The following is a 12,756-nucleotide window of genomic DNA, read 5'->3' on the forward strand; positions in this document are numbered from 1 at the left end:
TCATTTACGAATTAGTTAAAAGGGCATGCGCAGGGTGCTGAGTCACCCGGCGTTCGAGCCACCGGTACTGGAGATATAAAGCATGAGCAACTGGTTGGTAGACAAACTGATCCCTTCGATCATGCGTTCCGAGGTCAAGAAGAGCTCGGTTCCTGAAGGCCTCTGGCATAAATGCCCATCCTGCGAAGCGGTGCTTTATCGTCCAGAGCTGGAAAAGACCCTGGACGTTTGCCCCAAGTGCAACCACCACATGCGCATCGGCGCGCGTGCTCGTCTGGATATCTTCCTCGATGAAGAAGGTCGTTCCGAAATCGGTGCCGATCTGGAGCCGGTTGACCGTCTCAAGTTCCGCGACAGCAAAAAGTACAAGGATCGCCTGGTCGGTGCCCAGAAGCAGACCGGTGAAAAAGATGCACTGATTTCCATGAGCGGCTCCCTGTTGGGCATGCCGGTTGTGGTCTCGGCGTTCGAGTTCTCCTTCATGGGCGGTTCGATGGGCGCGATCGTAGGCGAGCGCTTCGTTCAGGCTGCCAACTATGCGCTGGAAAAACGCTGCCCGATGATCTGCTTCGCCGCTTCCGGTGGCGCGCGTATGCAGGAAGCGTTGATCTCGCTGATGCAAATGGCCAAGACTTCGGCCGTGCTGGCGCGTCTTCGCGAAGAAGGCCTGCCGTTCATCTCCGTACTGACCGACCCGGTTTACGGCGGTGTTTCCGCGAGTCTGGCCATGCTGGGTGACGTGATCGTCGCTGAGCCAAAGGCTCTGATCGGCTTTGCCGGTCCTCGTGTCATTGAGCAGACCGTTCGTGAAAAACTGCCGGAAGGCTTCCAGCGCAGTGAGTTCCTGCTGGACCACGGCGCTATCGACATGATCATTCCTCGTCAGGAACTGCGTCAGCGTCTGGGTAACCTCCTGGCGCAAATGATGAACCTGCCGACACCCAAGTTCGTCGCGCCGGTTATCGAGCCAATCATCGTTCCTCCGGCGCCCGCCAACGTATGACGCCAGGATCCCTGGGTGATTGGCTCGCCTATCTGGAGCAGTTGCATCCCTCTGCCATTGATATGGGGCTGGACAGGTCGCGACAGGTAGCGCAGCAATTGGGTTTGACCCGGCCTGCGCCCAGGGTGATTACGGTAACCGGTACCAACGGCAAAGGTTCGACCTGCGCCTTTCTGGCTTCGTTGCTCCGCGCTCAGGGTCTTAAGGTCGGTGTTTACAGTTCTCCGCATTTGTTGCGCTACAACGAGCGTGTGCAAGTGCAGGGCGTTGAGGCCACTGATTTAGAACTCTGCGATGCGTTCGCCGCTGTCGAGGCTGCGCGTGGCGATGTCACGCTGACCTATTTCGAAATGGGGACTCTGGCGGCTTTCTGGCTTTTCGAGCAGGCGGCGCTTGATGTCGCGGTGCTTGAGGTGGGTTTGGGTGGTCGTCTCGATGCCGTCAACCTGATCGATTCCGATCTGGCGGTAGTGACCAGCATCGGTATCGATCACGCGGACTGGCTGGGCGATACCCGCGAGTCCGTAGCGTTCGAAAAGGCGGGGATTTTCCGCGAAGGTTGCCCAGTGCTGTGCGGTGATCCTGATCCTCCTGCGCCACTTCTCGACAAGGCCAAACAACTCAATTGCCCGCTGATGCTGCGCGGCCGTGAGTTCGATCTGACGATCAATGAGCGGAACTGGAGCTGGACGGGGCGAGACGGGCAGGGGCAGCAGGTTGAATTGCTTGATTTGCCATTGCTTGACCTTCCTATGGAAAACGCAGCCTTGGCGTTGCAGGCTTATCTATTGCTGGATATTGCCTGGCAGCCGGAGCTGATTCTTGCTGCATTGCTCGATACACGGATCATCGGTCGTCTGGATCGTCGCGCCTTCAACTGGCATGGCAAGCGGCTGAATCTGCTGATGGACGTGGGGCACAACCCCCACGCTGCGCAGTTTCTGGCGCAACGCATGGCTCAGCGTCCGGTGGCAGGAAAGCGCTTGGCGGTCTTTGGTCTGTTGGCTGACAAGGAGCTGGAAGGTGTCGTTGCCGAGCTGGCTTCCAGTATCGATGACTGGGCTGTTGCACCGCTTCCGACCTCGCGCAGCCGACCAGCAAATGATTTGCACGTGGCACTTGAGAACCTTGGTGCGCACGTGACGTCCTATCAGAGTGTTGCGCTGGCACTTGAAGCCCAATGCGCGCACGCTACAGCCGATGACGAGATTTTGCTGTTCGGGTCTTTTTACTGTGTTGCCGAGGCCCTGGAATGGTTGACCCGGCACGCCATAGAGGAAGCTGCAAATGGCTCTGCTGGATAACGTATTCAAACAGCGAATGGTCGGTGCCCTGGTGCTTATCGCCGTGGCTGTGATCTTCCTGCCTATGCTGTTCACGCGTCAGGATGAGACGCGCCACGTTCAGGTCGATGCGCCCGCTGCTCCGCAAGCGCCTGCAGCGCCTCAAGTGCAGGTTCAGCCAGTGCCGGTGCCTGAGCCTCAGGTTCCCACTCAGGAGCCTATCCCTGGCGACGATGAAATAGCTGCGCAAAGCCAGGCACCGTCCATGCCTATCGCTCCGGCTCCGCCTGAAGTGAAGACTGCGACCCCGCCTGCCGCCAAACCGGCCGCCAAGCCAGCTCCGGCGCCAGCACCGACGCCAGCGCCAGTCCCGGCGGCGCCTGCAGCGCAAGCGACTGCCAAACCAGCCACGCCGTCAGGTGTCGACGCTAACGGTCTGTCGGTAAGCTGGTCGGTACAATTGGCGAGCATGTCCAACCGTGCCAACGCCGACAACCTGCAGAAGACCCTGCGCACTCAGGGCTATAACGCCTACATCCGTACCGCAGGCGGCGTGAACCGGGTGTTTGTGGGTCCATTGATCGAGCGTGCAGAAGCTGATCGCTTGCGTGATCAGCTCGACAAGCAGCAGAAGCTCAAGGGCATTGTGGTGCGCTTTCAGCCTGAGCAGGGTTGATGCTTTTCAGATGATTGCACAGCTGCCGGAAATGCTGCTTACCGGCAGGCTGGCGCTCTGCTAAAATGCGCCGCCTTATCTGTTTGCAGGCTCAAACGTGCCCTTTACCCCGGTCGACTGGGCGATCTTCGCGATCGTCGCTATCTCCGCTCTGATCAGTCTCAAGCGCGGCTTCGTCAAGGAAGCCCTGTCTCTGGTGACCTGGATCATTGCAGGCGTCGTCGCCTGGATGTTTGGCGCGGGATTATCAGGTTATTTGGTCAACTACATCGAAACACCATCGTTTCGGGTTATTGCGGCCTGTACTATTCTATTCGTCGCCACCTTGCTGGTTGGCGCAATGATCAACTTTCTTATTGGGGAACTGATTCGTGTCACCGGGCTTTCCGGGACCGATCGCTTTCTCGGCATGGTCTTTGGCGCAGCGCGCGGAGGCTTGCTTGTAGTAGTGGCCGTCGGGCTGTTGAGCCTGGGGCCGGTACAACAGGATCAATGGTGGCAGCAATCGAGGTTGGTGCCGCAATTTCTCATGGTCGCTGACTGGTCGAAAAACCTGATTCTCGGGATGTCCAGCAAGTGGCTCGCCAGCGGAGTCAGCGTACCTGCTGAACTGCCGTTCAAGGAACACCTCCTGCCGCCTACAATGCCGCAGGAAGTGCTCGGTAAATCCAGTTCCACTAAGTAGGGGTTGTGTCGCATGTGTGGCATCGTCGGTATCGTCGGTAAGTCGAACGTCAATCAGGCGCTGTATGACGCGCTCACCGTCCTCCAGCACCGCGGCCAGGACGCTGCCGGTATCGTAACCAGCCACGACGGCCGGTTATTCCTGCGCAAGGACAACGGCCTGGTACGTGATGTGTTCCATCAGCGCCATATGCAGCGTCTGGTCGGGCACATGGGTATTGGTCATGTGCGCTATCCAACGGCAGGCAGCTCGACTTCAGCTGAAGCCCAGCCGTTTTACGTCAACTCGCCGTATGGCATTACGTTGGCGCACAACGGCAACCTGACCAACGTTGAGCAACTGGCCAAGGAGATTTACGAATCTGACCTGCGCCACGTCAACACCAATTCTGATTCGGAAGTGCTGCTGAACGTTTTCGCTCATGAACTGGCCGTGCGCGGCAAGTTGCAGCCAACCGAAGAAGACATCTTCGCTGCTGTCACTGACGTGCATAAACGCTGCCGTGGCGGTTACGCCGTGGTTGCGATGATCACCGGTTACGGTATCGTCGGTTTCCGAGACCCGGACGCTATCCGTCCGATCGTTTTCGGTCAGCGTCACACCGATGAAGGCGTCGAGTACATGATTGCCTCCGAGAGCGTCTCACTGGACGTGCTCGGCTTCACCCTGATCCGCGACCTGGCGCCGGGCGAAGCGGTTTACATCACTGAAGATGGCAAGCTGCACACTCGTCAGTGCGCAACCAATCCCAAGTACGCACCGTGCATCTTCGAACACGTCTATCTGGCGCGTCCGGACTCGATCATCGACGGTATCTCGGTCTACAAGGCGCGTCTGCGCATGGGCGAGAAGCTGGCTGACAAGATCATGCGCGAGCGTCCGGATCACGACATCGACGTGGTTATCCCTATTCCGGACACCAGCCGCACGGCGGCACTGGAACTGGCCAACCATCTGGGCGTCAAGTTCCGCGAAGGTTTCGTCAAGAACCGCTACATCGGCCGTACGTTCATCATGCCCGGTCAGGCCGCGCGCAAGAAATCCGTACGCCAGAAGCTCAACGCCATCGAGCTGGAGTTCCGCGGCAAGAATGTCATGCTGGTGGATGACTCCATCGTGCGTGGCACCACTTGCAAGCAGATCATCCAGATGGCCCGTGAAGCCGGTGCCAAGAACGTTTACTTCTGCTCCGCGGCACCTGCCGTTCGTTACCCGAACGTTTACGGTATCGACATGCCAAGCGCTCATGAGCTGATCGCTCATAACCGTAGCACTCAGGACGTTGCTGATCTGATCGGTGCCGACTGGTTGATCTATCAGGACCTGAACGACCTGATCGAAGCGGTGAGTGGCAGCAAGAAGATCAAAATCGACAACTTCGATTGCTCGGTCTTCGACGGCAAGTACGTGACCGGTGATATCGACGAGCATTACCTGAACAAGATCGAGTCGGCGCGTAATGACGCCTCCAAGGTCAAGACCCAGGCGGTCAGCGCGATCATCGATCTGTACAACAACTAATCATCACGGAGAGGGCGCATGACTCAGGAATGGGATGCCGGTCGGCTGGACAGCGACCTTGAGGGCGTTGGTTTCGACACACTCGCTGTGCGTGCCGGTCAACACCGCACGCCGGAAGGCGAGCATAGCGATCCGCTGTTCTTCACCTCAAGTTATGTGTTCCGTTCAGCCGCCGATGCGGCTGCGCGTTTCGCAGGCGAAGTGCCGGGCAACGTTTACTCGCGCTACACCAACCCGACGGTGCGCTCTTTCGAAGAACGTATCGCAGCGCTGGAAGGCGCCGAGCAGGCCGTTGCCGCTTCAAGCGGCATGGCCGCGATCATGGCTGTGGTCATGAGCTTTTGCAGCGCTGGCGATCACGTGCTGGTTTCCCGGAGCGTATTCGGCTCGACCATCAGTCTGTTCGAGAAGTACTTCAAGCGTTTTGGCGTTGAAGTGGATTACGTGCCGCTCGCCGAACTGGCTGGCTGGGATGCCGCTATCAAGCCCAACACCAAAATGCTGTTTGTTGAATCACCGTCCAATCCTCTGGCCGAACTGGTCGATATCGCCGCTCTGGCAGAAATCGCTCACGCCAAAGGCACCCTGCTGGTAGTCGATAACTGCTTCTGCACACCAGCGCTCCAGCAGCCGCTGGCGATGGGTGCTGACATGGTCGTGCATTCCGCCACCAAGTTCATTGACGGCCAGGGCCGCTCCATGGGCGGTGTGGTTGCCGGTCGCAGCGAACAGATGAAAGAAGTGGTCGGCTTCCTGCGCACTGCCGGACCAACGCTGAGCCCATTCAACGCGTGGATCTTCCTCAAGGGCCTCGAAACCCTGAACCTGCGCATGCGCGCTCACTGTGCCAGTGCTCTTGAACTGGCACAGTGGCTGGAGCAGCAGGACGGCATCGAGAAGGTGCATTACGCCGGTCTCGAAAGTCATCCGCAACACGCTCTGGCAAAACGTCAGCAGAAGGCATTCGGCGCGGTTTTGAGCTTCGAGGTCAAGGGTGGCAAAGAAGGCGCGTGGCGTTTCATTGATGCGACACGCCTGATTTCGATCACCGCCAACCTGGGTGACAGCAAAACCACCATCACGCACCCGAGCACTACTTCCCATGGACGTCTGGCGCCTCAGGAGCGTGAAGCTGCGGGCATCCGCGACAGCCTGATCCGGGTTGCTGTAGGCCTGGAAGATGTCGCTGACCTGAAGGCGGATCTTGCGCGTGGTCTTGCGGCACTGTGAATGATTGGGTGATGGAGGCCGCCAGCACCAGCAATGGGCGGGTGGCCCTGGTAACGGGTGCTGCACGAGGGATCGGTCTGGGCATTGCTGCCTGGCTGATTACCGAGGGCTGGCAGGTTGTTCTGGTTGATGTGGATCGCAAGCGAGGCGCTCTGGTCGCTCAGGCGCTGGGCGATAACGCGGTCTTCATTGCCATGGACGTCTCCAGCGAAGAGCAGGTAGCGGCAGGCGTGGCCGAGGTCATTGGCCAGTTCGGTCGCCTCGACGCACTGGTATGTAACGCCGCGATTGCCGATCCGCATAACACCACGCTTGAGAGCCTGAGCCTGGCGCACTGGAATCGGGTGCTGGGGATCAACCTCAGTGGTCCGATGCTGCTGGCCAAGCACTGCGCTCCCTACTTGCGCGCTCACGCGGGCAGTATCATCAACCTGACCTCAACCCGCGCGCGCCAGTCAGAAGCCGATACCGAAGCTTATGCAGCGAGTAAGGGCGGCCTGTTGGCGTTGACTCATTCGCTTGCCATCAGCCTGGGGCCCGAGATTCGCGTCAACGCGGTCAGCCCTGGCTGGATTGACGCCCGGGATCCTTCTGTACGGCGTGCTGAGCCGTTATCGGATGCTGATCACGCTCAGCATCCGGCGGGCAGGGTAGGCACGGTGGATGATGTGGCAGCGATGATCTCCTGGCTGCTGTCGCGCAATGCCGGGTTCGTCACGGGGCAAGAGTTCGTGGTGGACGGTGGTATGAGCAAGAAGATGATTTATCTGTAGCAGCGGCGAGTTTCAAGCTGCAAGCTGCAAGAGAAAGCGAGCCTTCGGGTTCGCTTTTTTGTTTTTGGCTTGGAGCTTGAAACTTGCGGCTGGAAGCTGCTCTTAAAAAAAACTTCAAGCAGGGTATTGACTTAGGTTCGTTAGGTGCGTAAATTTCGCGGCCTCAACGAAGCAAAGGGTGATTAGCTCAGCTGGGAGAGCAGCTGCCTTACAAGCAGCGGGTCGGCGGTTCGATCCCGTCATCACCCACCACTTCGTGAGTTTCAATGTTGCAACATTGAAAGGTTACATAGCGATACCGGACGTAAGTCCACCGACAAGCAGCGGTAGTTCAGTCGGTTAGAATACCGGCCTGTCACGCCGGGGGTCGCGGGTTCGAGTCCCGTCCGCTGCGCCATATTTGACGGATCAGATCAGTCTGGTCTGCGATTGAAAAGCCTCAAGGCTTCTCGGTCAGGGTTACAACGAAGCAGGTTCTCGAAAGCCTGCTTCAACGATTCAAACGGACGCAAGTCCGAGCGATACGCAGCGGTAGTTCAGTCGGTTAGAATACCGGCCTGTCACGCCGGGGGTCGCGGGTTCGAGTCCCGTCCGCTGCGCCATACATAGCTTCGAGGCCCTTGAACTCCTTGAAGCGAAAGAAAGCGACCTTAAAGGGTCGCTTTTTTTTTGCCTGATTTTTATGTTCAGGTGTGACGCCCTCGCGGCTGAAGTCCTCCGGGAAATGCCGTCCGTTGATTGAAATGCATATCATGTGGGCGTAGGGGTATCCATGGCGTCACTATCTTTGGCCGCAACCATCGGACCTGTAGGAGCTCACCGAGGTTACGAGGCCAGCGATAGCGGTTTGTCTGACACTCTGCCATCGCTGGCCTCGTAACCTCGGTGAGCTCCTACAGGAATGGGTTCAGCCTGCAAAATGCATTGTGTTTGAAAGGTCTTTGTTTACTGCGAGACAGTGCCGCTCCTACGGCCTATTTATCGGCACGCAAACCCTCGAGCAACGCCTCCCAGCTGCCAAACAGCGCATTTGAGCTGATCAGGCGTCTTTGCTTGCCAGCCCCGAGCACAAGCGCAGGAACGCCGCTCGTGCCCATCTGACCCATTAACGCCTGCGCTACCTTGACCCGCTCACGGGAATGACTCGGTAACCCATCATCCTGCGCAAGCAACAGGCTGGCAGCCTCGCTCAGTCCCATGCCCGTGAGAATGCGAGCAAGAACCTCAAGGTCGGTGATATCCAGCCCCTCAACATAGCGGCCGCGTTGTATGCCTGCCAATGCCTCCAGTTCGCGCGACGGCACCGTCATCGCCACCGCGCTGAGCGCCCGGGTTGCAGGCCCGGAGTCGAAACGACGGGTGTGATCCCCAAGTATGTGGCGTTGGTAAGCCTCGCTGAAAGGCTGTCCGGTCAGCGTGCCGATTCGCAGGTCATTGGACCAGGCATAATCTGCAAAGCCTAGGTCCATCACCCGCGAGTTTTTATCCGCGAACAAGCCGGTAGGGGAAAGCGTGATGCTGAACTCGTCCAGCGCATCAAGGCGCTGTATCACTGACGAGGCTCCATAGCACCAACCGCATAGTGGATCGAAGAGGTAAGTGACGCTGACGGCTTCACTCACCACTTCATTTCACCTTTGGCCACTTTCGCGCTCAGCACCAGTGACGAGTCATCCGCCAGTTTCGGGTAATGCGCTTTCATCGCTGCAATCAGTGCGGCAGAGTCTTTGGCCTTGGCCGTTTCGGCATCAAAGGTTTTGATATAGCCCGCTGTGAATGTCGGTGATTGAAGAGCCGTTTGATCGCCCGGCAGGAAGTGGCCCGGCACAATGGTGGCTGGTTTGAGTTTCTCTATTGTCGCCAGGGTCGCCAGCCAGTCCTGGTGGGATTTGGCGCTCTGGGTGTCAGCCATCCACACGTGAATGTTGCTGGACAGCACCACGCCGCCTACCACGGCCTTGATCGACGGGATCCAGACGAAGCTACGGTCGGGTTGCGGACCGTCCAGGCCAATGACCTGCAGTTTCTGATCTTCCAGCTTCAGTTCAGTACCCTGCAGTACTTCAGGCACGATGACCTTGCCCGGTGCGGCCGCGCCCAGCTTGGGTCCCCAGTAGGCCAGCTTGGCATCCTTGGTTTCGTTGATGTGTGCGACTGTCTGGGCGCTGGCTACAACCTTGGCTTTTGGGTAGGCGGAGGTAATGGTTTGCAGGCCGAAGTAGTAGTCCGGGTCGCCATGGCTGATATAAATCGTGGTCAGATTTTTCCCGCTCTTGCGGATTTTCTCGACGATCTGCTCGGCTTGAGTTTTCGAAAACTGCGCATCCACCAGAACCGCGTCTTTCTCACCTGTCACCAGGACTGAAGAGACCGGGAAGATGGCTTCTTCGCCCGGGTTATAGACATCCAGCTTCAGGGGTTGCGCGGCCTGGCTGGCACCCGCAAAGCCGAGCAGGGCGAAAGTGGCTAAAAAGCGGCGTGCGGACAGCGAAATCATGTCGAGCTCCATCGTGGCAGTGAAAAGAGTCCGCAGGTTAGTTGGGATTTATAGATCGAAAAACGCTAGATTAGACGCAAGTTTGTTTCTGAAACCGGTCGAATCATGGATAAATTGGCGGCAATGCAGGCTTTCGTCACCGTCGTGGATTGCGGGAGCCAGACCGCTGCGGCGGATAAACTCGGGATATCAAGGCCCGTCATTTCCAGATTCCTTGCCGAACTGGAGGACTGGACCGGCGCCCGATTGATGCACCGCACCACGCGACGTCTGAACCTCACCGCGGCAGGGGCTGAAGTCCTGCCTTTATGTCGGCGAATGCTCGATCTGGCCGACGACATGCGTGCAGTAGTCGCCGCGCCAGAGGATGAGCCGAAAGGACTGTTGCGCGTGACGGCCAGCACCTCGTTCGGTCAAGCGCAACTGATGCTCGCGGTGACCGAGTTTGTCGAGCGCTACTCGCAAGTCAGCGTCGACATGGTGCTGCTCGACCGCACCGTCAATCTGGTGGATGAGCGCATGGACCTGGCAATTCGCATCACCAATGAACTGGACCCCAATCTTATCGCTCGCCGGCTGACCACCTGTCGTTCGGTGGTGTGTGCCTCGCCGGATTACCTGACGCGGCATTCGACGCCAAAGGCTATCGAAGACCTGACACTGCATAACTGCCTGACGCATACCTATCACAGCAGCAGTCTCTGGCATTTCACCCATAAAGGCCTGCCGAAAAGCGTCGCAGTGAAGGGTAATCTCACCAGCAATGATTCGATCACCACGATGCAGGCAGCCCTGTGTGGGGCAGGAGTGGCGCTGTTGCCCACCTACCTGGCGTCGCCGCTGATTCAACAAGGTCAACTGGTTGCGCTGCTGCCGTCATACCAGCCCATGGAGTTGGGGATATATGCGGTGTATGCCTCACGCAAGCACATGTCGTCAGCCTTGCGCGCCATGCTCGATTTTCTTGCGCAGCGCTTCGGTACTGAGCCTGTCTGGGATCGTATTTAAGCGTGCTGTTCGCGAACGGGCTTCTCTTTATTTTCGATGCGTTTCAGATCTCATTCGAGCCCGGTACACTGGCGTAAGAATACAAAATGCAACGCTGTCTGGCCGGGTAGGGATACTTACAACATGTTCCAATACAAAAAACATATAAGCTTGCTCAATACCGCAGGTGTTTTAATGTTTGCGCTCTTAGCCAGTGTCGATAGCGAAGCCAATGATATGCCTACCACAAAAAAACCATTTTATTTCGGCAGGTATACATTTAAGGTGCCTACCGATGGCGCGAATATTTGGTCGGCCTATAAGGTCATTGACACGAAAATACAACTCGTTAGCCATGATGGAAAGCGCGACCTCATTGCGGAGGTTTCCGACAAGATTAAAAAAATAAATATACTCCATGAGTCGGGTGCTGCAGATTATGAGCGAACCGTCAAGCTGGACGGAGGGGGTGCCATTGTTGTGTCCAAATTAACCAATTACGCTATGGATATATTTTATTTGACCAAGGGTAATACGTTATATAGGCAATCTGTAGGTTCTATTTCTTCAGCGGGAATAAACAAAGCCATTGCACTTGCAAGAGAGATCAATACGCTCAGTCATGATCGCAACCCGGCTGAGCGCCCGCCAACCGGGACATTCGCCATTGAGGCGGGGTATCTCACTTTACCCCTTGATGAGTTTGAAGAGCAAGTCTCGATCGGATTACCTGTATCATCCATGCCCGGTATTCACTTGACGTTTGATACTCAGCGTATCGGTGAGCCAGAGCCGAGCCTTCTGACGCGTTACGAAGAAAGGACGTCGGGTGTCCTGACATCGTTATTGACGAGCGTTCTGTCCAAAACTTCCGTGCTAAGAAAGTCAAAGAAAATAGTAGCCGGATTAAAGTTCGAAGAGTTATTGCTCAAGGCGAAGGTCGAGGGTAGGACACTCTATTCCTTCCGGCTTGAATACCCGGGCACACCGGAGTCCAGCATGGAGCCTTACACGGTCATTGAAATGAGCACACTTGATCGTGGTTTAAGTTTTCAGAGCGATAAAGAGGCATTGCGCTTTTGGGATGAGCTGGTTGCGAGCTTGAAGCGGATATGAAGAGAACGTGGCCGACGCTGCTGGCGGACCGCCAGAGAAAAGCGGTGTGCGCCCGGTAACTCAGCCGCTTGATAATGTTATTGAAAACGGAGTGCTGAGATGAGTCTCACGCTTTTGGAGTTTGCAAAGTCGTATGTCGCGGGAAGGCTGACATCAGAAATTTTCTCTGAGGCGTATAGCGAGCTTTGGAAGATTGAGCGAGACAGGAACGTTCTTCAGCTGGATGAGCCTTCGTTGAGCGAGTGCTTGTCCAGTATCTTCTGTGTTACGGATATGTACGAACCGGACAAGTCAAGAGACGCGTATGAATTTGACGATGAGATGCTTAAGGCTGAAGTCGCGAATTTGATAAGAAAAGTAGTCGCTGATTAGCGGGGGGAGGGGAGTCAGACCTGCGGTCTCAGGGCCAGTATTTCGATGTGAAGGCAGGGCTTGACGTGAATAACTTTGTATTACGATCCGGGGATCAGAGGTTAATCCAAATGAGCTCGAAAAAAATCAATCAGAATTCCATTGAAAACACATTAAAAATTGACGACTTGGCTCTACATACCGTCGAAGTATTAGAGCAGGCCAGGGCATGTCCTGAATTAATCTCTGGTGTAGATCTCGATATCTACAATGTGGAGGGAAGTTCAAGCATGAGGCAGTTTGTAGAATATAGAATGGGCACGCTTGGAAGAAGTGGCAGGGCACTTCATGGGGTAGAAGAATGTACGCTGAAATTAGAAAGGCTCGAGCCGGATCATCCCGTTAGCTGGGTCGCTAAAAAGGTGGGCAATAATATCCTGATTTTAATAATCGATCGCGAACTTGATAGTGTTATACATGCAATGTCGACCGCCTCCAACAGTGCATGATATTAAGTAATAGAGCGCTATCATGATGTGAGTGCGGTGCTTTAAGCCACGCAAGAAAAACAAGTTGTTTGGAGCGTTCGCGGTAGCAGCGTACGACGGGTGCTGCTACCGCGATATCTCCTGAA

General features: G+C 56.4%; 13 protein-coding genes and 3 tRNA genes. 14 read left to right on the top strand and 2 right to left on the bottom strand.

Features of this window, described 5'->3' with window-relative positions:
• Nucleotides 1-82 precede the first annotated feature (82 nt).
• From accD to AO242_RS16955, 10 genes are all read left to right on the top strand, one after another.
• Nucleotides 83-1,003, top strand: coding sequence for an acetyl-CoA carboxylase, carboxyltransferase subunit beta (gene accD, locus AO242_RS16910; protein ID WP_027901098.1), 921 nt, complete (start codon nt 83-85; stop codon nt 1,001-1,003).
• A complete protein-coding gene (gene folC, locus AO242_RS16915; RefSeq protein WP_099269632.1) occupies nt 1,000-2,307 on the top strand; it encodes a bifunctional tetrahydrofolate synthase/dihydrofolate synthase in 1,308 nt (435 codons plus the stop codon). Before accD ends, folC begins: the two co-directional genes overlap by 4 nt.
• Nucleotides 2,291-2,962 carry an SPOR domain-containing protein gene (locus AO242_RS16920; protein ID WP_099269633.1) on the top strand — a complete coding sequence of 224 codons (672 nt, stop codon included), beginning with the start codon at nt 2,291-2,293 and terminating at the stop codon, nt 2,960-2,962. The genes folC and AO242_RS16920 overlap by 17 nt, the downstream gene beginning before the upstream one ends.
• Before the next feature lie 97 nt (nt 2,963-3,059).
• Nucleotides 3,060-3,647 carry a CvpA family protein gene (locus tag AO242_RS16925; RefSeq protein WP_099269634.1) on the top strand — a complete coding sequence of 196 codons (588 nt, stop codon included), beginning with the start codon at nt 3,060-3,062 and terminating at the stop codon, nt 3,645-3,647.
• A 12-nt stretch (nt 3,648-3,659) separates the two neighbouring features.
• Nucleotides 3,660-5,168, top strand: coding sequence for an amidophosphoribosyltransferase (gene purF / locus AO242_RS16930; protein ID WP_027901102.1), 1,509 nt, complete (start codon nt 3,660-3,662; stop codon nt 5,166-5,168).
• An 18-nt stretch (nt 5,169-5,186) separates the two neighbouring features.
• A complete protein-coding gene (locus AO242_RS16935; protein ID WP_027901103.1) occupies nt 5,187-6,398 on the top strand; it encodes an O-succinylhomoserine sulfhydrylase in 1,212 nt (403 codons plus the stop codon).
• Between the two features lie 11 nt (nt 6,399-6,409).
• Nucleotides 6,410-7,171: an SDR family oxidoreductase gene (locus AO242_RS16940; RefSeq protein ID WP_049827020.1), complete on the top strand. Its 762-nt coding sequence runs from the start codon at nt 6,410-6,412 to the stop codon at nt 7,169-7,171.
• 176 nt (nt 7,172-7,347) lie between these two features.
• Nucleotides 7,348-7,423: transfer RNA gene (locus AO242_RS16945), tRNA-Val, on the top strand.
• 68 nt (nt 7,424-7,491) lie between these two features.
• Nucleotides 7,492-7,568 (top strand) — tRNA-Asp (locus tag AO242_RS16950).
• Between the two features lie 128 nt (nt 7,569-7,696).
• Nucleotides 7,697-7,773, top strand: a tRNA-Asp gene (locus AO242_RS16955).
• 372 nt (nt 7,774-8,145) lie between these two features.
• Here the strand turns inward: AO242_RS16955 and AO242_RS16960 are convergent.
• The gene (locus AO242_RS16960; RefSeq protein ID WP_306475055.1) at nt 8,146-8,796 is read right to left on the bottom strand and encodes a DsbA family protein; all 651 of its coding nucleotides are present in this window, start codon (nt 8,794-8,796) and stop codon (nt 8,146-8,148) included.
• Nucleotides 8,790-9,668, bottom strand: a complete 879-nt coding sequence (locus AO242_RS16965) for an MBL fold metallo-hydrolase (RefSeq protein ID WP_099269635.1) — start codon at nt 9,666-9,668, stop codon at nt 8,790-8,792. Before AO242_RS16965 ends, AO242_RS16960 begins: the two co-directional genes overlap by 7 nt.
• A 105-nt stretch (nt 9,669-9,773) precedes the next feature.
• On the opposite strand from AO242_RS16965, the gene AO242_RS16970 reads away from it, so the two are divergent.
• The 4 genes from AO242_RS16970 (at nt 9,774) to AO242_RS16985 (ending at nt 12,631) form a co-directional block, all read left to right on the top strand.
• Nucleotides 9,774-10,676 (top strand): LysR family transcriptional regulator, encoded by a 903-nt coding sequence (locus tag AO242_RS16970; RefSeq protein WP_099269636.1) that lies wholly within the window; start codon nt 9,774-9,776, stop codon nt 10,674-10,676.
• Between the two features lie 123 nt (nt 10,677-10,799).
• Nucleotides 10,800-11,771: a T6SS immunity protein Tli4 family protein gene (locus AO242_RS16975; RefSeq protein WP_099269637.1), complete on the top strand. Its 972-nt coding sequence runs from the start codon at nt 10,800-10,802 to the stop codon at nt 11,769-11,771.
• A gap of 99 nt (nt 11,772-11,870) precedes the next feature.
• Entirely contained in the window at nt 11,871-12,143 is a 273-nt protein-coding gene (locus AO242_RS16980) for a colicin immunity domain-containing protein (RefSeq protein WP_099269638.1), read from the top strand.
• Between the two features lie 110 nt (nt 12,144-12,253).
• Nucleotides 12,254-12,631, top strand: a complete 378-nt coding sequence (locus tag AO242_RS16985; protein ID WP_099269639.1) for a hypothetical protein — start codon at nt 12,254-12,256, stop codon at nt 12,629-12,631.
• Nucleotides 12,632-12,756: the final 125 nt, after the last annotated feature.

It is taken from the genome of Pseudomonas sp. ICMP 561 (assembly GCF_002699985.1).
In the GTDB taxonomy this organism is placed as follows: domain Bacteria; phylum Pseudomonadota; class Gammaproteobacteria; order Pseudomonadales; family Pseudomonadaceae; genus Aquipseudomonas; species Aquipseudomonas quasicaspiana.